This is a genomic window from Candidatus Dormiibacterota bacterium, from assembly GCA_035635555.1.
Lineage (GTDB): Bacteria > Acidobacteriota > Polarisedimenticolia > Gp22-AA2 > Gp22-AA2 > Gp22-AA3.
The window spans coordinates 101,881-123,560 of the sequence record DASQAT010000048.1; the positions used below are offsets into that span (position 1 = coordinate 101,881).

At 69.6% G+C, this 21,680-nt stretch carries 22 protein-coding genes and 2 tRNA genes; 9 read left to right on the forward strand and 15 right to left on the reverse strand.

The genetic code is table 11. The features are described 5' to 3' along the window. Positions 1-7: 7 nt before the first annotated feature. On the forward strand, positions 8-1,078 hold the full coding sequence (locus VEW47_14965) for a PA0069 family radical SAM protein (GenBank protein HYS06483.1): 1,071 nt from the start codon (positions 8-10) through the stop codon (positions 1,076-1,078). On the opposite strand, the gene VEW47_14970 is transcribed toward VEW47_14965, so the two are convergent. Further along, positions 1,075-2,589: a VCBS repeat-containing protein gene (locus VEW47_14970; GenBank protein HYS06484.1), complete on the reverse strand. Its 1,515-nt coding sequence runs from the start codon at positions 2,587-2,589 to the stop codon at positions 1,075-1,077. The genes VEW47_14965 and VEW47_14970 overlap by 4 nt on opposite strands. 104 nt (positions 2,590-2,693) lie before the next feature. Here VEW47_14970 and gltX point away from each other — a divergent pair, with 104 nt between their 5' ends. Beyond that, positions 2,694-4,223 carry a glutamate--tRNA ligase gene (gltX, locus tag VEW47_14975; GenBank protein HYS06485.1) on the forward strand — a complete coding sequence of 510 codons (1,530 nt, stop codon included), beginning with the start codon at positions 2,694-2,696 and terminating at the stop codon, positions 4,221-4,223. A gap of 36 nt (positions 4,224-4,259) precedes the next feature. On the opposite strand, the gene VEW47_14980 is transcribed toward gltX, so the two are convergent. From VEW47_14980 to VEW47_14990, 3 genes are all read right to left on the reverse strand, one after another. Further along, complete coding sequence (locus tag VEW47_14980; protein ID HYS06486.1) at positions 4,260-4,958, reverse strand: lipid-binding SYLF domain-containing protein; 699 nt, start codon at positions 4,956-4,958, stop codon at positions 4,260-4,262. Between the two features lie 203 nt (positions 4,959-5,161). Then, a complete protein-coding gene (locus VEW47_14985) occupies positions 5,162-6,625 on the reverse strand; it encodes a glycosyltransferase family 87 protein (GenBank protein ID HYS06487.1) in 1,464 nt (487 codons plus the stop codon). A 47-nt stretch (positions 6,626-6,672) separates the two neighbouring features. Next, positions 6,673-7,320: an NAD(P)H-binding protein gene (locus VEW47_14990; GenBank protein HYS06488.1), complete on the reverse strand. Its 648-nt coding sequence runs from the start codon at positions 7,318-7,320 to the stop codon at positions 6,673-6,675. 159 nt (positions 7,321-7,479) lie between these two features. Between VEW47_14990 and VEW47_14995 the strand changes: the two genes are divergently transcribed. From VEW47_14995 to VEW47_15005, 3 genes are all read left to right on the forward strand, one after another. Next, a tRNA-Gln gene (locus tag VEW47_14995) sits at positions 7,480-7,553 on the forward strand. A 14-nt stretch (positions 7,554-7,567) separates the two neighbouring features. Next, positions 7,568-7,642: transfer RNA gene (locus VEW47_15000), tRNA-Glu, on the forward strand. A 65-nt stretch (positions 7,643-7,707) separates the two neighbouring features. Then, on the forward strand, positions 7,708-8,538 hold the full coding sequence (locus tag VEW47_15005; GenBank protein ID HYS06489.1) for a DUF547 domain-containing protein: 831 nt from the start codon (positions 7,708-7,710) through the stop codon (positions 8,536-8,538). Between the two features lie 3 nt (positions 8,539-8,541). On the opposite strand, the gene VEW47_15010 is transcribed toward VEW47_15005, so the two are convergent. Next, positions 8,542-9,105, reverse strand: a complete 564-nt coding sequence (locus VEW47_15010; protein ID HYS06490.1) for an NAD(P)H-dependent oxidoreductase — start codon at positions 9,103-9,105, stop codon at positions 8,542-8,544. A gap of 51 nt (positions 9,106-9,156) precedes the next feature. Here VEW47_15010 and VEW47_15015 point away from each other — a divergent pair, with 51 nt between their 5' ends. Further along, positions 9,157-9,870, forward strand: coding sequence for a gamma-glutamyl-gamma-aminobutyrate hydrolase family protein (locus VEW47_15015; GenBank protein HYS06491.1), 714 nt, complete (start codon positions 9,157-9,159; stop codon positions 9,868-9,870). Here the strand turns inward: VEW47_15015 and VEW47_15020 are convergent. The 7 genes from VEW47_15020 to VEW47_15050 are packed head-to-tail and all read right to left on the reverse strand — an operon-like array spanning position 9,857 to position 16,551. Further along, the gene (locus tag VEW47_15020; protein HYS06492.1) at positions 9,857-11,398 is read right to left on the reverse strand and encodes an aldo/keto reductase; all 1,542 of its coding nucleotides are present in this window, start codon (positions 11,396-11,398) and stop codon (positions 9,857-9,859) included. The two genes, VEW47_15015 and VEW47_15020, sit on opposite strands and share 14 nt — an antisense overlap. Continuing rightward, complete coding sequence (locus VEW47_15025) at positions 11,395-11,982, reverse strand: DUF523 domain-containing protein (protein ID HYS06493.1); 588 nt, start codon at positions 11,980-11,982, stop codon at positions 11,395-11,397. The genes VEW47_15020 and VEW47_15025 overlap by 4 nt, the downstream gene beginning before the upstream one ends. Beyond that, positions 11,979-13,298 (reverse strand): amidohydrolase family protein, encoded by a 1,320-nt coding sequence (locus VEW47_15030; GenBank protein HYS06494.1) that lies wholly within the window; start codon positions 13,296-13,298, stop codon positions 11,979-11,981. The genes VEW47_15025 and VEW47_15030 overlap by 4 nt, the downstream gene beginning before the upstream one ends. 1 nt (position 13,299) lies before the next feature. Continuing rightward, a complete protein-coding gene (locus VEW47_15035; GenBank protein ID HYS06495.1) occupies positions 13,300-13,647 on the reverse strand; it encodes a cytochrome c in 348 nt (115 codons plus the stop codon). A 32-nt stretch (positions 13,648-13,679) separates the two neighbouring features. Beyond that, positions 13,680-14,369, reverse strand: coding sequence for an alpha/beta family hydrolase (locus VEW47_15040; protein ID HYS06496.1), 690 nt, complete (start codon positions 14,367-14,369; stop codon positions 13,680-13,682). Beyond that, positions 14,366-15,067, reverse strand: a complete 702-nt coding sequence (locus VEW47_15045) for a TVP38/TMEM64 family protein (GenBank protein HYS06497.1) — start codon at positions 15,065-15,067, stop codon at positions 14,366-14,368. The genes VEW47_15040 and VEW47_15045 overlap by 4 nt, the downstream gene beginning before the upstream one ends. Then, complete coding sequence (locus VEW47_15050) at positions 15,064-16,551, reverse strand: mercuric reductase (GenBank protein ID HYS06498.1); 1,488 nt, start codon at positions 16,549-16,551, stop codon at positions 15,064-15,066. The genes VEW47_15045 and VEW47_15050 overlap by 4 nt, the downstream gene beginning before the upstream one ends. 72 nt (positions 16,552-16,623) lie before the next feature. Here VEW47_15050 and VEW47_15055 point away from each other — a divergent pair, with 72 nt between their 5' ends. The 3 genes from VEW47_15055 to VEW47_15065 all read left to right on the forward strand — a co-directional run bounded on the left by VEW47_15055 (position 16,624) and on the right by VEW47_15065 (position 18,824). Then, entirely contained in the window at positions 16,624-17,121 is a 498-nt protein-coding gene (locus VEW47_15055; protein HYS06499.1) for a flavin reductase family protein, read from the forward strand. An 89-nt stretch (positions 17,122-17,210) separates the two neighbouring features. Continuing rightward, positions 17,211-17,834 (forward strand): DUF47 family protein, encoded by a 624-nt coding sequence (locus VEW47_15060; GenBank protein ID HYS06500.1) that lies wholly within the window; start codon positions 17,211-17,213, stop codon positions 17,832-17,834. A gap of 3 nt (positions 17,835-17,837) precedes the next feature. After that, positions 17,838-18,824, forward strand: a complete 987-nt coding sequence (locus tag VEW47_15065; protein HYS06501.1) for an inorganic phosphate transporter — start codon at positions 17,838-17,840, stop codon at positions 18,822-18,824. On the opposite strand, the gene zwf is transcribed toward VEW47_15065, so the two are convergent. Genes zwf through rpiB form a run of 3 tightly spaced genes read right to left on the reverse strand, consistent with a single transcriptional unit; the run spans position 18,774 to position 21,649 of the window. Further along, positions 18,774-20,294, reverse strand: coding sequence for a glucose-6-phosphate dehydrogenase (gene zwf, locus VEW47_15070; GenBank protein ID HYS06502.1), 1,521 nt, complete (start codon positions 20,292-20,294; stop codon positions 18,774-18,776). The genes VEW47_15065 and zwf overlap by 51 nt on opposite strands. Then, positions 20,291-21,202 (reverse strand): decarboxylating 6-phosphogluconate dehydrogenase, encoded by a 912-nt coding sequence (gnd, locus tag VEW47_15075; GenBank protein ID HYS06503.1) that lies wholly within the window; start codon positions 21,200-21,202, stop codon positions 20,291-20,293. Before gnd ends, zwf begins: the two co-directional genes overlap by 4 nt. A gap of 3 nt (positions 21,203-21,205) precedes the next feature. Continuing rightward, positions 21,206-21,649 carry a ribose 5-phosphate isomerase B gene (gene rpiB, locus VEW47_15080; GenBank protein HYS06504.1) on the reverse strand — a complete coding sequence of 148 codons (444 nt, stop codon included), beginning with the start codon at positions 21,647-21,649 and terminating at the stop codon, positions 21,206-21,208. Between the last annotated feature and the right edge of the window lie 31 nt (positions 21,650-21,680).

Consider the following 21,680-nt stretch of genomic DNA (forward strand, 5'->3'; position numbering starts at 1 on the left):
AGGGGACGTGCCGGCGAGGAAAGGGCGCGGGGCCGTCGGCAACGTCGAGGGACGGTTCGAGACGCGCCGCCTGAGGCCGGAAGACTACGGCTGGGGCACAGGCGGCGACGAGGACGCTCCGCCCCGGCTGCCCACCACCGTCACGCCGGAGAAGACCCGCACTATCCTGAGCCGGAACGACTCGCCCGACATCCCGTTCGACCGATCGATCAATCCGTACAAGGGGTGCGAGCACGGCTGCGTCTATTGCTTCGCGCGGCCGACCCATTCGTACCTCGGGATGTCGCCCGGTCTCGATTTCGAGACGAAGATCTTCTCCAAGCCGGAGGCGGCCCGCCTGCTGCGCGAGGAGCTGCGCCGCCCCGGATACCGTTGCGACGTGATCGCCCTGGGGGCGAACACCGATCCGTACCAGCCGGTGGAGCGCGACCTGAACATTACCAGAGCCGTCCTCGAGGTGCTGTGGGAGCACCGGCACCCGGTCGGGATCGTCACCAAGTCGAGCCTCGTCCTGCGCGACCTCGATCTTCTGGAGCCGATGGCCAGGCAGAACCTCGCGGCGGTGTTCCTGTCGATCACGACGCTCGACCGCGGACTGGCGCGCACCATGGAGCCGCGTGCCGCCGCCCCGCACCGCCGCCTCGAGACGATCAAGGCCCTGAGCGACGCCGGCGTCCCGGCCGGCGTCCTGGCCTCGCCGATGATCCCCGGCCTCAACGACAAGGAGCTGGAGAGCATTCTCGAAGCGGCCGCCGCGGCGGGGGCCCGCACCGCCGGCTACATCCTGCTGCGCCTGCCGCACGAGGTGAAGGAGATCTTTTCCGAGTGGCTGACGACGCACTATCCGCTGAAGGCGGCGCACGTCCTCAGCCTGGTGCGTCAGACCCACGGGGGCAGGCTCTACGACAGCGAGTTCGGGACGAGGATGAAGGGGGACGGTCCGTACGCCGATCTGCTGCGGCGGCGCTTCGAGACCGCCAGCCGGCGCCTGGGTCTTCTGAAGAGGGATCTCGATCTCGACGTCACGCAGTTCCGCGTGCCGCCCCGCGCCGGAGACCAGCCGGGACTGTTCGACTAGGGATTCTGGAGAGTGCCGAGGTCCCACGCCGTCAGCAGCCACCCGCCGTTCGAGTCCCTCGCCAGCAGCATCACCAGGTCGTCGACGCCGTCGCCGGACACGTCCGTGAGGACCGGCCGGGAGGCGGCGACCATGCCGGTGACGTCGAACGGGAAGCCGCGTATCGGATTGCCGGCGGCGCGCAGGCCGAAGACCCGCAGGTACGACGTGCCGTTGTACTGGCTGCTCCAGACCTGCAGGAGGTCCGCCCGCCGATCACCGTTGAGATGCCCGACGACCCAGGGAGAGATGTCGATGGACTGGGAGCGGACGAAGTCGCGATGAATGGCCACCGGGTAGCCGGGCAGGGGATTGCCGTCGAGGTCGAACCCCACGAGATCGGTGCCGTCCTGCTGCAGAATCTCCAGCTGCCCGTCGCCGAGCAGGTCGGTGACGACGGCGCCCCAGGACGCGCCGCTCTGCAGCCGGCGGGGCCAGCCGGTGGCGTCAGAGCCGTCGGCGCGCAGGGCGTGCAGGTTCGCGGGCACGGCGGGGCCGGCGCCGGGCTCGGGCTGCGGCTCGATGATGACGCCGTCGAACGGCATGGTCGCCTGCACGATGTCCGGCCGGCCGTCGCCGTCGACGTCCGCGACGACGGGCGACTCGCGGTCGACGATCTCCAGCAGCTGCATCGGGAAGCCCTTCAGCAGCAGGCCCTCGGACGAGACGGCGGCCAGGCGCGGGGCGAGACCCGACTCCACGAAGACCAGGTCTTTCTTCCCATCGCCGTCCACGTCGGCGGCCACGAGGTCGGCGTTGATCTCGCGGGTCAGACCGGGAATGTCGGGGACAAGCCGCACCGGCCACCCGAGCCCGGTCAGGGCCTTGCCGAATCGATCGAAGCCCAGGATGATCCCCTTGTTCATGCCGCGGATGACTTCGAGTTTCCCGTTCCCGTCGAGGTCGGCGAGCAGGGTCGGAGTGTTCGAGCAGGTGAAGAAGTCGTTGCCGCCGCCGGCAAGTTCGATGGGCCACTTGTCCAGGTCGGAGCCGTCGGCCCGCATGGCGTAGAGGTAGTTGCGGCGCGGCGATCCGGACACGACGCAGGTCACGATGTCCGGCGACCCGTCGCCGTCCAGGTCGCCCACCGCCGGTTCGCCCATCGGAAACGCCGGTTGGTTCAGGTCGTCGAACCTGCGCGGCCAGCCTTTGAACAGACTGCCATCCGGGTGGACGACCAGGATTTGTCCGGACGGGACGGAGACGACCAGGTCCTTCCGCCCGTCCCGATCGACGTCGGCCAGGACCACCGCCCCCTGTCGGGGCCGGAAATCGACCGTCTGCGGAAACCATCTCGGGTATCCCAGGACGTACGGGGGGGCCTTCGGGATGCTCCCCTGCAGGTGCGGATCGCTCTGCCCGGCCAGAGGATACGGTGCCGTGGACAGGAGCAAGGCTCCCAGGCCCAGGCTGGCGATCGAGATGAGGGCGTGAAAGCGAGGCCTGACCCGATGCGGCGACGGGTGGAACATCGGTGTCTCCCCGGAGATAGAGTCTCCATATACCTCCGGAACGCTTCCAGGGCAATAAAAAAACGCTGGAAGGGACGCCCCGGATCGGATTAAATCCCCGCTGCATGGAGAATCCACGGACCGACCCGGCCGCTCCCGCGGGAGTGCGGGTGCGCTTCGCCCCCTCTCCGACCGGCTTCCTGCACGTCGGGGGGGCCCGCACGGCCCTGTTCAACTGGCTGTTCGCCCGAAAAAGCGGCGGCACCTTCATCCTCAGGATCGAGGACACCGACCAGGAGAGATCGACCGAGGCCAGCGTTGCGACCATCCTGGACGGTCTGGAGTGGCTGAGAATCGGTTGGGATGAGGGACCGTTCTTCCAGTCCCGCTGCCTCGAGGCGCATCGCGCGCTCGCCCTGCGCTTCCTGCAGGAAAAGAGCGCCTACCACTGCTTCTGCACCATAACCGGGCTCGAGGCGCGCCGGGCCGCGGCCGAGAAGGACGGGGTCGCCTGGAAGTACGACCGGCTCTGCCTGAGGCTGGCGCCCGACGAGGTGCGCAGGCGGCTGGAGGAAGGGCGTCCCGCCGTCGTGAGGTTCAGGGTCCCCGACGGCACGGTCGCCTGGGACGACCTGGTCCACGGGCCGACTTCGTTCGAGGCGGCGGTTCTCGAGGACATCGTCCTGTTGCGCTCGAACGGCTCGCCCACCTACAACCTCTCCTGCGTGTCGGATGACATCGCCATGCGCGTCACGCACGTCATCCGCGGCGACGACCATATCAGCAACACGCCGAAGCAGATCCTCCTGTACCACGCCGCCGGGGTGTCGCCGCCGCGCTTCGGCCACCTGCCCCTCATCCTCGGGACCGACAAGAAACGCCTGAGCAAGAGACACGGCGCCGTCTCGGTCACCGAGTACCGCGACAAGGGGTACCTGCCGGAGGCGATGTTCAATTTCCTGGCGCTCCTGGGGTGGTCGCCCGGGGAAGGGCGCGAGAAGCTGAGCCGCGACGAGATGATCGCTCTGTTCCGGCTGGAGGACATCAACAGGAAGGGGGCGGTGTTCGACGAGCAGAAGCTCGAGTGGCTGAACGGCCAGTACATCAACGACCTCCCTCCCGGGCGGATCGTCGCGCTGGTCCGCGCCGAGCTTCAGGCCGCCGGTCTTCTGAGCCCCGACATCGACGATTCCGGCCCGCGGCACGCCTGGTTCCTGAAGGTGATCGAGACGCTCAAGGCGCGCTCCAAGCGACTGCCCGACTTCGTGCGCGACGCGCGGCCGTTCCTGTCGGAGGATTTCGAGTACCGCCCCGAGGCGGTCGAGAAGCACCTGAAAGGGGACGCCGCGTCGGACGGGCGGAAGGGGATCGCCGCCCGGCTGTCGGCACTGCGCGCACAGCTTGCGACCGTCGAACCGTTCACCGAGGAGGCGACCGAGAAGGCCCTGCGGGAGCTCGCCGAGGCGCGCCGGGAGAAGGCGTCGGACTACATCCACCCGCTGCGCGTGGCGCTCGTCGGGACGGCCGTCAGCCCCGGGATCTTCGCCGTCCTCGTCCTGATCGGGAAGGAGCGCGCGTTGCGACGTCTCGACCGCATGATCGCCTTCCTGCAGTCCGAGGTCCCGCCGCAGGCGTCGTCCGGTGGGCCTCCTTGATGCGGGTGTCGACCGCCGCCCGCCCGTCTGCGGGATCTAGGAGGAGCGCTTCGAGAATTCGCTGGCCGTCTTCACGAACGACCGCGCGGCGTCCGGAGGCGGCACGGTCTGGGCCACGAGGATGTCGTTCGCGGTGACCGGCTTTCCATAGAACTCCTCGGTCGCGCTCTTGTTCGGCTTGATCACCACCCCTTCCAGCGAGGCTCCCAGGAACACGCCCCGGGGTCTCGACCAGGAGAGGATCTCGGCGTGCATCTGCGCGTCGGTCGAGGCCTGGGCGGTGCGGCCCACCGGTCCGGCCACGGCCGAGGCCTCGCCGCCGAGGGTGAACTTGTCCTGAAGCAGGTGCTTGACTCCGTTCTCGTTCATGATGAGCAGCACCAGATCGGCCTGCTGGCCGCCGAACTGCCATCCGAAGCTGCCGCCGCCGATCGTGAAGAAGGCGGGCGCACCCATCGTGCCGTTCTTCTGGCGGCAGGTGAACACGCCCCGGCCGAACTCCCCGCCGACCACGAACGCTGCCTTGGTCACGCGGGGGAACACTCCGATGCATTCGGCCCGCTCGAGGAGACTCCGGGGAATCCCCTTGTCGGGGGCGGTCACGGAGGCCCTCAGGACCGCTTCCGCATCGCGGATCTTCTGCAGCTCCGGACTCTCCGCGGCCCTGGCGGGCGGGCCGAGGGCCAGGCACGTGACGAAGATCGACATCAACAGGGCGAGCGTTGGAGACCGCATGTCAACCTCCTCTTCTTCGGGCTCGCGTGTTTGCACCAGCAAGCACGATGCCAAATCGCCGGGCAGGACCCTGACTTGCTACGGTCGAACCACTTGACGATCGATCCGAGGAGCCGGCGTCGGATGCACAACGAGGCGCCGGGCGTCACTTGAAGGGGACGGAAACTGTCCGGCGGCGGCTGTGGGCGTGACCGGGCGGGTGATTACGTCGCGTGCGGTTCCTGCCTGCGGCGCAGGGCGAGCACGACGAGGACGACGGTGAGCGTCTGCGGCACCCCGCTGACGACCGCGAGCAGTCTCGGATCGATCGGCCAGTCCATCGGCCAGTAAATGTTGAGGGCGGCCCACGCGAGAAGAACCGTGCAGAGAGTCTTCGTGGTCGGTAGGTAGGTCGCGGCCAGGATGGTGAGCAGCCAGAGAGGAGGGACCGCGGCGTAGCCCTGAGGCAGGAACGGACTGCGCAGAGTCGCGAGGATCAGGATCGCCATCCACACCAGGGGCTTCTCGTCGTTGCGCTGCGCGCGCAGACCGGCGAACACGGTCGCGGCGAGCGCGATCGGCGTGTAGATCCATCCCACGATCTTCGACGCCCCGAAGGACATGCCCGGCACGCCGAACAGCTTCGCCTTGAACGCGAGTCCCGGGATCGAGAAGTTGATCGCCATCGCGGCGGGATTCCGGAACGCCGGGAAGGCCTCGCCCCCGAGGAGCGCCGGGAAACGGTCCAGGAAAGCCGCGTACGGCGCCCAGCCGATGTCCACGAATGTCAGGACCATGAACGCGACCGCGAACCCCGCCGTCCACGCGAGCGCGCGCCACTGGCGCCGCGCGAGCAGGTACAGCACCAGCAGGCCCGGGTAGAGCTTGCTCAGCGTCACGAACGCCAGGATCGCGCCCCCGGCTGCCGGGCGCCGCCACTCGAACAGCGCCATCGCCAGCATCACCCCGGCGATCACCGTCCCCTGGACGTTTCCCTTCTGCAGAGTGCTGGCCATCGGCAGCGAAATCCACACGAGGGGTGAGAGCAGAAGCGCGCGCGTCCCGGCAGCCGGGCTCATGGCGCGCGCCACGACCAAGAGCGCAAGCAGGAAGACCCCGCCCGAGAGCCCGAACCACAGCATTCGAAGTCGCATGAAATCCGGCGTCAGACGCAGGAGGGCGCGCGGCAGGAGCAGGAACGGCGGCGGGTACTCGAAGACGTCGATCTTGAAAGGGCCGAGCATGCGTGCTTTGCGGATCGAGTTGGGGTCGTCATCGGGCATCGTGAAGAGCGCGTCGTCGTAGATGTTGGTCGACGTGGACGCCGCCTGCGCGCTGACGAAGTACGCGGACAGGCACGAATGTTCGAGCTCCCACTTGCTGGAGGGTATCGACGAGCAGGAAACCTGCGACGGATCGACCATGAAGACGGCGAGGCGGGCTATCTGGACGAGCGCCAGTGCCGTCACCAGCCCTGAGACGATCGCCAGCGTCCGGGAGCATGCCGTTTCGTCGAGCACCACAATCGGGCGCCGGAGGGACAGCAGGACAACGAGGCCCGCGACGACGGCGGCGATCAGGGCCGCGGCGAGCCGCGAATCGGTCAGAGCGGCCGCCGCCGGGAAGGCGAAGATCCCGCACGCCACACCCAGGGACGATGAGACGAAAACCCGCAACCGCGATTTCATCCAGCCGATCTCCGGTCCGGCGCCATGCGCACCCTCGCCGGCGCCGGTCAGTATCCTACGGTAAAGCGGATGTTCACGAATCGACCGTTCTCGACCTCATCGATCATGGCCACGGCGAAGTCTTCGTAGGAGATTCCGGATTGACCCTGATCGTCCAGCACCGGATGGTCGAGGCGGGTCCGGTATCGGCCCGTGCGCGCTCCGGGAGAGAAGTTCGCGGGCGGGGGCGAGACGTACGTCCAGGCGACTCGCGAATTCGAGAGTCGTCGGTAGAACTCGAGGGCTTCGGCCTGCCCCTCGGCCGGGCCTCGGAGCGTTCCCGGGAAATCGGGAAGGTCGAGGAACCGTTTGCCGTCGGGTGTCAGGAGCGTGGCGCCGCCGCCCATGTGCAGGATGCGCGGGATGGCCCCGGGCATTCCATTCAGCGTCTCGGTCAGCATCTGGGCGGCGCGCTTCCAGACCGAGTAGTCCTCGCCGCCGATCGCCACGATGAACGCATCGGCGCCCCGCGCAAGTTTCCGGAGGGAGGTCTTCGAGAGGGCGTCACCGACCTCGGGCACGACCGCGGCCGGGAGGTCGGTCAACCGGGAGCGGTCGCGAGCCACCGCGATGACGTGGTGGCCGCGACGCGCCGCCTCGGCCGTGATGCGGTGGCCGGCCCTTCCCCCCGCTCCGAAGACCACGATCGTGGCCATGGCCGTGTGTCTCCCTCGGCTGTGCGCGCGCATTTCCGAGCGTGCTCGATGATCCGACTATATCGCGCCGCCCGCGCGGGGAGCAAGGTTCAGCGGCGGACGGAGGGGCTTGCGAGCGGTTGACTACCCGGTGTCCGTCCGTTAAAATCGGCGCCGGTTTCCGGGATCGTCTAACGGTAGGACACGTGGCTCTGGACCACGGTATCGGGGTTCGAATCCCTGTCCCGGAACCAGACGCACGACGTGTGGCGCTATCGTCTAGGGGTTAGGACGGATGGTTCTCAGCCATCAGACCGGGGTTCGAATCCCCGTAGCGCTACCATCTCCTCATTCCTTCCGAGTGAAAGGCCCCTCCTGAAACCATCCTGGTCGTTCGGATACCGGGTCGTGGCGCTCTGGGTGTGCGTCTGGGCGCCCGCGGGAGTGATCGGCTGCGCGGCGCCGGCTCCGAAACCGGCCACCGGGGAGGTGGCGAAGGCGGTGCAGGCGTCGCTCGCGGGCGGTTCGGAGCGCTTCGACCACGCGACATGGGACAGGCTGCTTCAGGGCGGGACGCGGGATGGCCTGGTCGACTACCGGTTCATGCAGGCGCACCGCGCCGACCTGGATGCGTACCTGAACGCGATCGGGGGGGCGCACCTCGACCGGCTGGCGGCCGGACAGCTGGAGGCGTTGCTGATCAACGCCTACAACGCGCACACGATGCGCGCCATCCTCGACCATCCGGACGTCACGTCGATCAAGAAGATCCCGGGGGTGTGGACCGAGACGAAGCGGCGGGTTGGCGGCTTCGACCTGACCCTCGACGACATCGAGCACAGGATTCTGCGGCCGTTCTTCCGCGACCCGCGTCTCCACTTCGCGCTCAACTGCGCCTCGCGCTCCTGCGCGCGGCTGCCGCCGTGGGCCTACGACGGCGACCGGATCGACATGCAGCTGGAAGACCGGGCGGCGACGTTCCTGGTCGACCCGGACAACGTGTCGTACGAGAAGGAGCGGCTCGTGGTGTCGAGATACTTCGACTGGTACGGCGGCGATTTCACCGCGCCGGGCTGGAAGGGAGCGGCGCGCACCATCCCGGCCTACATCGCGCGCTACGCCGTCCTCGACGTCAAGTGGTTCATCCAGGCGTACAAGGCCAGGCCCACGGTGGTCTTCGCGGAGTACGACTGGTCCCTGAACGCCGCCGTGCCGCCCGATCCGTCCGTGCGACCGTAGCCTCTACGCCCCGGCCGCGCCGGCGCCGAGGAGCCGGGTCACGCGCACGAGCTCGCCGCATGCCTTCTCGACCTGGGCCCGGCTCCTGGGATCGATCAGCCGGCCGGCCGGGTCGAACGCTTCGCCGGCACGGCTGATCTGCACGGTCGCGGGGAGGACGAAGACGGCGAGGGCGGAGAGCACCTGGCGGAGCGCCAGGGCGCTGCGCACGGCGCCGTACGCGCCGGGCGACGCTCCCATCAATTGCGCGATCTTCCCCTTGAACGGGTTGCCGTCTCGCGACGCCCAGTCGATGACGTTCTTCAGCGTGCCGGGGATCGACCAGTTGTACTCGGGGCTGCAGATCAGAAGCGCGTCGGCCGCGGCGATCCTCAGCTTGAAGAGACGCGCCCCTTCCGGCAGTCCGTCCTTCGCCTCGATGTCGCCGTCGAAGGGGGGCATCGGGACCTCGCGCAGGTCGAGCAGGTCGACCTCGGCCTGGCCCCGCAGCGCGTCGGCGGCGATCGCGACGAGCTTGCGGTTGAAGGAGCCGCCGCGCAGCGAGCCGGCGAAGGCGAGGATCTTCATCGTGAGTCCTCCGGTTGACGGGAGCGGCGATCTTAACTCAAGATTCCGCGCGTGCGCGGCATCCTGCTGGTGCAGCACGCGGAGAGCGAGGGGCCGGGGCTCCTGGCGCAGGCGCTGGACGAGCGCCGGCTTCCGATCAGACTCGTGCGCGCCGATCGGGGCGAGAGCGTTCCGCGCGCCGCCGCGGGCGCCGCGGCGGTCATCATCCTCGGCGGGCCCATGGGGGTGCACGAGGAGGACCGGTTCCCGCACTTGAGGGACGAGATCCTCCTGGCCTCCGACGCGCTGCGGCTCGGAGTGCCGATCCTCGGTGTCTGCCTCGGCGCGCAGGTCCTTGCGGCGGCCGCGGGGGCGCGGGTGTACCGCGGGCCGGCGCAGGAGATCGGCTGGTTCCCGACCACGCTCACAGCCGCGGGGCGGGCGGATCCGATCCTCGGTCTTCTCCCCGGCGAGGCGATGGTGTTCCACTGGCACGGCGACACCTTCGACCCGCCGCCGGGCGCGACGCTCCTCGCGTCGTCGCGTCTCTACGAGCAGCAGGCGTTCCGTCTGTCGCCGCGCGCCTGGGGCGTGCAGTTCCATCCGGAGATCACGGAGGCGATGGTGGACGACTGGGCGGGGCGCGCGCGCGAGGACGAGGCGGCGTCGTTCGGCGGCGCCGAGGGCGCGGCGAGGATGCGCGACGATGCCCGGCGCCATGTCCCGGCGCTCGCCCCGCGGGTCGCCGCGCTCGGGCGCGCCTTCCTGGCCCTCAGCGCACCCTGACGTTCTTCATCTTTCGATAGATCTCGAGCGCGTCCGGCAGGGGAGGCTGCGACAGGACGGCGAGAGCGTCCTCGACGTAATCCTCCTGGCGCATCCCGACCAGGACACAGGTCACGCCGGGCGTCGAGCACAGGACGGCGAGCGCCTTCTGCGACAGCGTTGCGCCGCGGCGATCCCGGGGCAGGAGCGGATCGATCGCCTCGGTCACCTTGCCGCTGCGCGAGCGACTGCGGTTGGACGCCTCGCGCGCGATCCCCCCGAGGAGCGCCTCGAGCGACGGGATGCAGCGCTCCCACCAGGCCTGCCAGCGCGGGCGGACGTCGTCGGGGACGTTCTGCGCCAGCGTCCGGGCGGTGTGGTTGAGCCGCGGGATGGCGTACTGCTGCTCGATCTGCTTCCAGTGCTCCAGGTCTTCGATCTGATCCTGCATGACCGCCAGCTGGTCGATGAGGTCGAAGAACGGATCGATGGCGGCGGCCGGGGTTCCCGAAGGCGGCGCGATCGTCGCGCGGTACTCCTCCTCGAGGGTCTTCAGGTCCGCGTGAATCGCCTTGAGGCTCGGTCCCTTGTCCCGCTCCTGGACCCCGGCCAGGCGGATGAGGCGCTTCCCGACGATGGCGTTGAGCGGGCGATTGATCAAGACCGCCAGGCTGGCCCCTGCCGCGGCCTCGAGCGGCGTCAGCCGGCGCTCCGGGCCGGTGTTGACCAGGAGCGCACCGCCCGACTCGAACACGTTCATCGGCATCTGCACGACGCGGAAATGGTGCTCCTTGCCGCCCGCCTCCTCGGCGGCCTTCAGGAAGTAGCTCAGCGACGTGGCCTCGGGATCGTCGGCGGCGGCGACGAGCGAATTCGACGACACGCCGTAGCAGCCGATCTCGCCGCGCGTCACGGCCTTTTCGAAGAAGGCGAACGCCTCCTGGACGCGGCGGTAGAACTCGGCGCGCAGCACGTCGAGGTCGCGGCCGCGGCCGTGCTTCTTGGCGTCGGTGAGGAAATACTCCGGATTGTGCAGCAGGCAGACGTCCAGGGTCGCGAGACCGAGCCGGTCGAGGGACCGCGCCAGCTGGTCCTTCAGGAATTCCGGATGGATGCAATGCCAGCACCACTCCTCGACCTTGACCATCTCGGGGAAGGGGAAGCCGGCCTTTTCGCGCTCGGTCGCCAGACGCATGTTCTCGCCCTGCACGTAGCCGATCTTCGACACGACCACGACCGCCTCGCGCGGCACGCGGCCGTTCCGCCCGGCTTCCTTGAGCACGCGCCCGACCAGCCGTTCGCTGCCGCCGTCCATGTAGTTCGTCGAGGTGTCGATGAGATTGCAGCCGGAGGCGAGGGCCGCCTCGAGCGCCGCGCGGTGCTCCGGCGTGGCGTCGTCCACGCGGTAGCAGCCGAAGCCGAGCCGGCTGACGTAGAGCCCCGTGGCGCCGAGCGGGACGTGGCCGTGCGGCGCGTGCGCCGGAAACCTCGCCAGGTGGTCGCGCGTTCCCCCGGGGGTGGCCCGGCCGGAGAACGGAGAGTCGCTCACGCGCGCCCCCCGGAGGCGCGGGTGCGGTCCGCCCCTCCGGCGAGACGGTCGAGCCTTCGCCCGTAGGCGAGGACCCGCCGCACGAACCGCTCGCGCCGCCTCGTGTCGTGCAGGGCGTCCTCCTCCTCGACCGGCAGGCCCGGGAACCGCGTCGTCAAGGCGCGGGCGAACACTCCGGAGCCGTCGCGCGCCGGCGGCGCGCCGGGCCGGCCGGTGCTGTGCACCGGCACGCTCCGCAGGCCGCAGGTCGGCGAGCGGCTCTTCAGGATGTAGCCGCAGAGATCCAGAAGGTCCGGCCGATCGAGGCGGCGGCGCGACCAGGCGCGCATCCTCGAGGTGATGTCGCGTCGGGCGCGCTCGAAGACGAGACGCGGCCGGCGCGGATCCCCTTCCAGACGGAGCGTCTCGCGCGGCACGCCGAGCCCCAGCTCGACCTCCGGGCAGACGGGGATCCATTCGAACAGGCGGCCGAGGGGTAGGGCGACGCGGCGGTCGAGCTTGTGCCCGCCGTCGTATCGCACCCTCTGGCCGAGCAGGCAGGCGCTGATGCCGACGCGGAGGCGCGGAAGGCTGCGCGCGGTCATCTCCCGAGGTCGATGACCCGGCCGCCCTGGACGACGGCGGCCGGCTTCCTGAGGATCACGACGTCCTTGGCCGGGTCCCCCTCGAACGCGACGAGATCGGCGTACTTCCCCGGCTCGAGCGTCCCGAGGTCCTTCGACCGCCCCAGAAGATCGGCCGCGCTCCGGGTCGCGGCGACGATCGCCTCCATCGGCGTCATGCCGAACTGGACCATCAGCTCGAACTCGTGGGCGTTCTGTCCGTGCGGAGTGACGGCGCTGTCCGTGCCGAAGGCGATCTTCACGCCCGCGGCGTGCGCCTTGCGGAACGACTGCTGCATCATCGGCCAGACGGCCAGCCCCTTGGCGATGGAGTAGTCGGGAAGCCGGCCGTTCTTCGCGCTGGTGTACACCGACTCACCCGCCATGAGCGTGGGGACGAGGTACGTGCCGTGTTCCTTCATCATCTTGATCGCCTCGTCGTCGAGGATGGAGCCGTGTTCGATCGAGTCGATCCCCGCCAGGACCGCGGCCTTGATGCCGGCGGTGCCGTGGGCGTGCGCCGCCACCTTGCGTCCGAGGGCGTGCGCCTCTCCGATGATGGCGCGCAGCTCGTCGTCGGAGAACTGCCGCGCCCCCAGCTCGTCGCCCGAGGACAGGACGCCGCCGGTGGCGGCGATCTTGATCAGGTCGGCGCCGTACTTGACCTGGTAGCGCACGGCGGCGCGGCACTCGTCGGGGGAGTTGCAGACGCCGGATTCGATCCCTCCGTGTCCGGCGATCTCCAGACCGGGCCGGAAGGCGTTGAGACTGTCGGCGTGTCCGCCGGTGATGGTGATGATCTCGCGCGCGGTCAGGATGCGCGGGCCCTCGATGAGCCCGAGATCGACGGCGCGGCGGAGCGCGACGCTTGTGCCGTCCGAGTCACCGACGTTGCGCACGGTCGTGAATCCGGCGCGCAGCGTCGCCAGGGCGTTGACGGTGCCGAGGATAGCCTCGTCGGCCGTCGTGCGCAGGACCGGCCGCCACTTCCAGTCGGCATCCACGAGGAACGTCAGGTGATCGTGGCAGTCGATGAAGCCGGGGAGGACGGTGCGTCCGGACAGATCCAGATCGCGCGCTCCCTCCGGGCGCGCCAGCCCCTTCTGCGTGTCGATCGCCTCGATCCGCTCCCCCTTGACCAGGATCGCCATGTCACGCCGGGGCGGCCCGCCGTTTCCGTCGATCAGGAGGCCGACCCTGACGTAGAGCGGCTTCGGCGCGTCGGCCGCGGCCGCCACCGTGGCGACAAGGGCCGCCGCCGCGCAGAACCCCGTGATCCGGGCGGGAAATCCGCGCAATCTACGAGCCCTTCTTGGTGAGCGTCCCGAGGTAGACCACGAGCGCGTCCAGGTCCTCGGCGGACAGGGAGGAGTAGGCCTTCATCTTCGAATCGGCCTTCACCGATTTGGGATTGACGATGTACTTCTTCAGCTCCTCGGCCGTCATCTTGCCGCCGACGTCGTCGAGGGGGGTCTTCGGGTTCCCCTTGCCGGCGATCGAATGGCACATGCTGCAGTGCTGCGCCGCGTACACCTGCTGCCCCTTGCCCGCTTTCGCCGCATCGGGCTTCGCGGCCTCCTCGGCCCGCAACCCGGCGACTCCGAGACCGACGGACAGCGCGACGGCGATGGCCAGACTCCGTGTCATCCTCGACCCTCCTTGGTGTGGTGGACCGGTCGCTACGATATCACCCCTGCGGGGTCGTCTCCAACGGGCGGCGTCATCCGCCCGGCGGAGCGCATCTCGTCGGGGACCGCCGCGGCGACACACCGGGCCAGCTCGTCGAGATGCCCGGCGAAGTTGTGCGCCGCCCCTTTCACCACGACAACCCGCGCCCCCCCCGGCACGACAGCCGCCAGCGCCATCACCTGGAGGAGCGGGCCGAAGGCGTCTCCGTCCCCCTGGATGAGCGTCAGGGGTTTACGGCAGTCGCGCAGGAAGCCGAAACCGACGAGATTGACCGGGATGCCGATGCCGATCAGCGCGGGCGCCCGCGGGTCGCGGCAGCCGACGCTGAGGGCGACGAAGGATCCGAAGGAGTACCCGGCGACCAGGAGGCGCCGGCCGGGAAAGAGCCGCGCCAGGTGATCCAGGACCGAGCGCAGGTCGTCCTGCTCGCCGCGCCCGCCGTCGTGCGTGCCTCCGCTTCCGCCGACCCCGCGGAAATTGAAACGCAGGACGGGGATGCCGGCGTCGACGATTGCCTCGGCGGCGGCGTGCACGACCTTGTTGTGCATCGTGCCGCCGAACAGGGGATGGGGGTGGCAGACGACCGCGGCCGAGGGGGTGTCGGCGGCGTCTGGCCGCTTCAGCATGCATTCGATGCGCCCCGCCGGACCCCGCAGGAAGAAAGTCTCGATCCGGCTCATGCGCCCGCCCGCGCGCGCAGCGTCCGCCGCGCCAGCCGCGTGACGTAGACCGTAACGGCGAGCGTGGCGATCAGGCCGATGGTCCAGGCGGCGTACTCGGCGGGGGTACGCGCGGTCCGGCCGGCGGCCGCCTGCGCCACCGCGCGGCCGGCAAAGCCCAGGTAGACGTACAGCACGGTGCCCGGCATCATGCCGATCCACGAGGCCAGGACGTACGGGCCGAGGCGAACGCGCGTCAGGCCGTACAGATAGTTGAGCAGGTTATACGGAAACACCGGGCTCAGGCGGGTGAGCAGGACGATCGTCCATCCCTCCCGACCGACCGCCCCGTCGATCGCTGCGAATCGCGGGTCGCGCGCCGCCCAGCGCTCGACGCGATCGCGCGCCAGGTAGCGGGCGACCAGGAATGCGGCCGTGGCCCCGAGGGTCGATCCGGCCGACACGGCGACGAACCCCCAGCCCAGACCATAGAGGGCGCCCGCCCCGATCGTCAGCGCCGAACCGGGGACGAAGAGGACGGCTGCCAGGGCGTAGACGATCGCGAACAGACCGATCCCCCAGAGTCCGAGTCGGGAGAGCAGCGCGTTCAGGCCGGCGAGCCAGGAGGCCACCGGGAGGAAACGCAGGGCCACGGCCAGCGCCGCCAGTGCCGCGAGACCCCCGAGGAGCCGCGCGCGGCCGCTTTGCGCCGCGCTCACAGACCCCGCCGCTGCCAGGCGTAGAGCCGCGAGAAGATCGCGCGCGCTCCGGGGGTGAGTTTCGTCCGCATGAAAGCGTCGGCGGTGCGCTGCACGGCCTGCGACAGCGTCGGGTAGACGTGGATCAGGGACGACAGCGACTGCAGACCGATCCCCTGCCTCATCGCCAGGGCCAGTTCATGGATCAGCTCGCCGGCCCCGGCGCCGACCACCGTCGCCCCGAGGATCGTGCCGCGCCCGCGCGCGGCGATCACCTTGACGAACCCTTCCTCCTCGCTCTCGAGGATGGCGCGATCCAGGTCCGAATAGGGGAAGTGGTGCACGTCGAACCTCACGTCGGTCTGCGCCGCGTCGGTCTCGTTCAGGCCGACGCGCGCCACCTCCGGCTCGGTGAAGGTGGTCCACGGCACGACCCGCTGGTCGGCGCGGGCGCGCAGGAGCCCCTTAAAGGGGGACAGGAGGATGTTGCGCACGACGATGCGCGCGTGGTGCTCGGCGACATGCGTGAAATGCAACGACCCGCAGACGTCCCCCGCGGCGTAGATGGTCTTGCGGCTCGTCTGGAGATAGGCGTTCACCGTGACCCCCCGGCCGGTCGAGGCCACCCGGGCCCGGTCCAGGCCGAGCCCCTCGACGTTCGGCGTCCGCCCCGCGGCGATCAGGATCGTGTCGGCCTCGATCTCGAGCGGGTCATCCGGCCCGCCGGTCCCGCCCTCGCGGCGCACCTTCACGCGGTGCGGCGCGGCGCGGCCGGGGACGACCGACTCGACCCGGCCGCGGAGGAGAAGGCGAACGCCGTCCTCCGCCATCCTGGCCTGCACCAGCGCCGCGACGTCCGCGTCCTCGCGGTGCAGCACGTGCGGCCCCCGGTCGACCAGGGTCACTCTGGCTCCGAGCCGGACCATCGCCTGCGCCAGCTCGCAGCCGACCGGACCGCCCCCCACCACCAGGAGGTGGCCGGGCGGCGTCTCGCGCTCGAAGATCGTTTCGTTCGTCTCGAACCCCGCCTCCTTCAGGCCGGGGACATCGGGCACGACGGCCCGCCCCCCGGTCGCGAGAACGATGTTCCGGGCGCGCAGCAGCGTGCCATCCACCCGGACGGAATGCTCGGACTCGAGGGACGCATCGCCCGGGAAGACATCCACTCCCAGCCGTTCGAAGCGCTCGACCGAGTCGTTCGGCTCGAGGCGGGCCCGCAGCGCCTTCACCCGCAGCACAACGCGGCCGTAATCGACGAGCGGTTTCACCGGATCGAGCGCGTAGAGATCGGCGCGGCGCATCAGCGCGGCGACGCGAGACGAGCGGATGAGCGCCTTGCTCGGCACGCACCCGAAATTCAGGCAGTCGCCGCCCATTCGGTTGCGTTCGATCAGCGCCACGCGGCCGCCCAGGCCGGCGGTTCCGGCCGCCGTGACCAGTCCGGCCGTGCCGGCGCCGATGACCACGACGTTGTAGACGCCTTCTCCCTTGCCCGTGGAGCCCATCAGGATCTCCCGCGTCGCGGCCGAAGTCGGGATAATATGCCGTTTCTCATTCGCGGGGGAGGAGCCTTGCCGGTGCCCACCGACCAGTTCAAGAGCGCCATGCGGCGCTGGGGGAGCGGCGTGTCGATCCTCACGACCCGGCGCGAAGGGGGAATCCTCGGGATCACCGTCAGCTCCTTCTGCTCTGTGTCCCTGAACCCGCCCCTGGTTCTCGCCTGCATCGACAAGAAGGCCCGCAGTCATGTTTCAATCGAGAAGGACGCCTCGTTCGCCATCAACGTCCTGAAGGACAGCCAGGAGCGGCTCTCCGAGCTCGCCGCCGGTCACCTCGGAGAGCGCGGCAACTGGCTCGAAGACGTGCCGCTCCGGAAGGCGGAGACGGGGGCCCCCATCCTCACCGACTGCCTGGCCTGGTTCGACTGCAGACTCGAAGCGGCCCACGACGGAGGGGACCACACGATCTTCGTCGGCCGCGTCGAGGCCGCCGGCCACTCCCAGGGGCGTCCGCTCCTGTATTACGACGGCGCCTACCACCGTCTCTCCCACCAGCGCCCGTCCCGCCGGAGCTGAGCCGCGCGGTGGTGTGCTTCTCGACGCGCGCGGATGAGACAGGGGGGTGTGCTTGACTCCCCGGCACGCCTGCGCTAGGTTCCGCCGTCATGCTGCTGAGCGTCAAGAAGACCGACCGGCTGTTCTTCGACACCTTCGCCGCCATGGCGGGGGGCGCCGTGGACGCGGCGCTGATCCTGGAAGAGATGTTCCGCAACGGCAAGGGGGGGGACGGCGCGGCCTACGCCTCGCGCATCAAGGAGATCGAGCACCGCTGCGACGTCCAGATCCACGAGCTGGTGAAGACCCTGCACCGCACCTTCATCACGCCGATCGACCGGGAGGACATCCACGATCTGGCGTCCCGCATGGACGACCTGGTCGATCTGATCGACGCCGTCGCCAGTCGCGCGGTCCTGTTCAGGGTGGGCGGGGAGATTCCGGACGCGGCCGACCTGGCGCGCATCATCCACCAGCAGGCTGTGGAGATCCAGAAGGCGGTCGTGGACCTGCGTGACGCGGCGACGATCATGCGGCACTGCGCGCGGATCAACCAGCTCGAGAAGGATGGGGACAAGCTCTACCGGGAGGCCATGGCGCGCATCTTCGACTCGGGGCGGGACCCGATCTTCGTCATCAAGGCGAAGGAGATCATCGAGACCCTCGAGGCGGCCACCGACGCGGGCGAGGACATCGCCATCGTCCTCGAGCGCATCATCCTGAAGCACCAGTAGCCTGTGCTTATCTCCGTCGTCGCCATCATCCTGGTCGCCCTCGTCTTCGATTTCCTGAACGGCTTCCACGACGCGGCGAACTCGGTCGCGACCGTCGTCTCGACCGGCACGCTGTCGCCCAACACCGCCGTCGCCTGGGCGGCCTTCTTCAACTTCGTGGCCGCCTTCGGATTCGGCGTGAAGGTCGCGACCACGCTCGGGAAGGGGGTCGTCGATCCGTCGGCCATCGATCGCTGGGTCGTGCTCGGCGGTCTGTGCGGCGCCATCACCTGGAACCTGATCACCTGGTGGCTGGGGCTGCCGGTCTCGTCGTCGCACGCCCTCATCGGCGGCCTGGCGGGGGCCGCGGTCGTGCACTCGGGTTTCTCGGTGCTGCTCCCGGCCGGGCTCGGGAAGATTCTGCTGTTCATCGTCCTGTCCCCGCTCATCGGGCTCAGCCTCGGCTTCCTGACGATGCTCCTCCTCCTCTGGCTGCACCGCAACTCGTATCCGTCCGTCGTGGACCGGCGCTTCAGGCGCCTGCAGCTGGTGTCGGCCGCCTTCTACAGTCTCGGGCACGGCACCAACGACGCGCAGAAGACGATGGGGGTCATCACCATCCTGCTGTTCTCCACGGGCTACATGAAGGAGTTCCACGTTCCGATCTGGGTCATCCTGATCTGCCACGCCGCCATCGCCGCCGGGACGCTCGCCGGTGGCTGGCGGATCGTCAAGACGATGGGGATGCGGATCACCAAGCTGCGGCCGATCGGCGGGTTCTCGGCCGAGACCGCCGGGGCGATCACCCTGCTCGGGACGGCCCTCTGGGGCATCCCGGTCTCGACGACGCACACCATCACCGGGGCGATCATGGGGGTGGGGGCGACGCACCGGCTGACCGCGGTGCGCTGGGGCGTGGCGCGGCAGATCGTCTGGGCCTGGATCCTGACGATCCCGATCTCAGCCGCGGTCTCGGCGGCGGCGTACCTGGTGATTCGCCTGTTCCTCTGACACCGTCTCGAGCACCCAGTAGCGGCCGTCGCGCAGGAGGAGCTGATCGGAGGTCGCCGGGCCCCAGGAGCCCCGCGGGTAAGGCGCGGGCGGCGGCGCCTTCCGGTCCTCCTGCGCCCGCGTCAGGGGATCGATGATCGACCAGGCCTGCTCGATCTCGTCCTCGCGCATGAACAGCGAGACGTCGCCGGTGAACGCGTCGAGGAGGAGCCGCTCGTACGCCTCCGGAGGGGCCTCCTTTGCCTCGTCGGCGAAGTGGAACACCAGGGCGGAGGAGCGCACCTCCATGCCGCGGTCCGGGACCTTGGTCTCGAAGCGGATGTGCACGCCTTCGTCGGGCTGGATCCCGAGGCTGATGCGGTTCGAGTCGAGTCTCCGACCCTGCGGCAAGTCGAACATGTTGTGCGGAGGCGCCAGGAACTGCACGACGATCTCGCTCACCCTCTTCGCCAGGCCCTTCCCCGAGCGCAGGTAGAACGGCACGCCCTGCCAGCGCCAGTTGTCGATGAACAGGCGGATCGCGGCATAGGTCGGTGTCCGCGAGTCCTTCCGCACCCCCGGCTCGCTCGTGTAGCCGTTGTACTGGCCGGCCACCAGATGGTGCAGCGCCTCGGCCTCGCCGATCCGCCGCACCGCGTCCAGGAGCTTCACCTTCTCGCCGCGCAGGGCATCGGCCTCGAAGCGGCTGGGCGCCTCGATGGCGACGAGACAGAGGAGCTGCATCAGGTGGTTCTGGAACATGTCGCGCAGCACGCCGGCGCCGTCGTAGTACGGCCCGCGGTCGTCGACCGATCCGGATTCCGCCACGGTGATCTGCACGTGGTCGATGAAGTTGCGGTTCCAAACCGGCTCGAACAGGAGGTTGGCGAATCGGAAGACCAGCAGGTTCTGCACCGTCTCCTTGCCCAGGAAGTGATCGATACGGAACACCTCCGATTCGTCGAAGGCCGACAGTACCTTGTGGTTGAGGGCGCGCGCCGAGTCGAGATCGTTCCCGAACGGTTTCTCGATGACGATGCGGCGGGCGGGGGCGGCGTCGGGGCGCGGCTTTCCGGCGAGGCCGGCCTCGAGCAGTCCGTCGATCGCCTTCGGGTACAGCCAGGGGGCCAGGGCAAGGTAGAAGATGCGCACACCGTCGCCGCCTTCGGACGCGAGCGTCCGGGTCAGGCCCGCGAGCCCTTCGCCGGACGACACGTCGCCCCGCACGTAGCGCAGGTGGCGCGCAAACTCCCGCCAGGCGGTCTGGTCGAACGGCGTGCCGCGTTCCTTCAGGGTGGCCTCGAGGTGAGCCTTGTAGCCGTCGTCGCCGAAGTCGTGGCGGGCGACACCGAGGATGCGCGCGCCCGCGGGCAGGCGGCCCTTGCGGTCGAGGCTGAACAGGGCGGGGACGAGCTTGCCCGCGGCGAGGCTGCCGGTCGCGCCGAAGATGACCAGCGTCGGCGCCGGGGCGCCGGCGCGCTCGGGCCTCATGGTCCCGGTCTCTTGATGGCGTGTCCGCCGAACTGGTTGCGCAGGGCCGCGAGCAGCCGGTCGGCGAACGACAGGGGCTGCCGGCTGCGGAAGCGGGCCATGAGGGACAGCGTGATCACGGGGGCGGGGACGGCGTTCTCGATCGACTCCTGCACCGTCCAGCGTCCTTCGCCCGAGTCCTCGACCCACGGCGCGATCCCCTCGAGGCGGGGGTTCTCCTGCAGCGCCCGGGCGGCCAGATCGAGGAGCCACGAGCGCACGACGCTGCCGTCCTGCCAGATCGCGGCGACCTGCTTCAGATCGAGACCGAACTCCTGTTTCGATTCGAGAAGCGCGAACCCCTCGGCGTAGGACTGCATCATGCCGTACTCGATGCCGTTGTGGATCATCTTGACGAAGTGGCCGGCCCCGGTGGGGCCGACCCGGCCCCAGCCCCGCTCGGGCGCCGGGGCGAGCGTGACGAAGGCGGGACGCAGACGCTCGACGACCTCCGCGGGGCCGCCGATCATCAGGCAGTACCCTTCGGTCAGACCCCAGACGCCCCCGCTGGTCCCCTCGTCCAGGTAGTGCAGCCCGCGAGGCGTCAGGAGGGCGGCGCGGCGAAGGTCATCCTTATAGTAGCTGTTGCCGCCGTCGACCAGCGCGTCGCCGGACGCGAGCAGCGAGCCGAGCCGCGTCACCGCCTCTTCGGTCGGGCCGCCCGCCGGCAGCATCAGCCACACGGCTCTCGGCGGCTTCAGGCGCGACACCAGGTCCTCCAGCGTCGCGGCGGGGACGAGCCCTTCCTTCGCGAACGCCTGGAGCGTCGCTTCATTGCGGACGTGACCCACGACGGTGTGGCCGCCGCGCATCCAGCGCCGAGCCATGTTGCCGCCCATGCGGCCGAGACCGACGATGCCGATCTGCATGCGTCACTCCTTCTCGAGCGCCTGGATCTTCTTCAGCCGGCGGACGTGCCGCTCCTCGCCGCTGAAGCGGGCGCCGAGGAAGGAGCGGGCCAGATCCTGCGCCAGCGCGTCCCCGACGACCCTCGCCCCGAGGCACAGCACGTTCGTGTCGTCGTGCTCGACGCCCTGCCGGGCGCTGTAGGTGTCGTGGCACAGGCCGGCACGCGCGCCGCGGATCTTGTTGGCGGCGACCGAAGCGCCGACGCCGCTGCCGCAGACGATGATGCCGCGCTCGGCCCTGCGCCCCGCCACCGCGCGGGCGACCGCGGCTGCGCTGTCGGGATAGTCGTCCTTCGGGTCGAGAGCGGGCGTGAGGTCCTGCACCGTGTGCCCCTCGCGGCGAAGCATCTCGACGAGGATGGTCTTCAGGGCGTACCCGGCGTGGTCGCAGCCGATCACGATGGTCATCGCGGACTCCTGTGGCGGAAGCGGGCGGCGC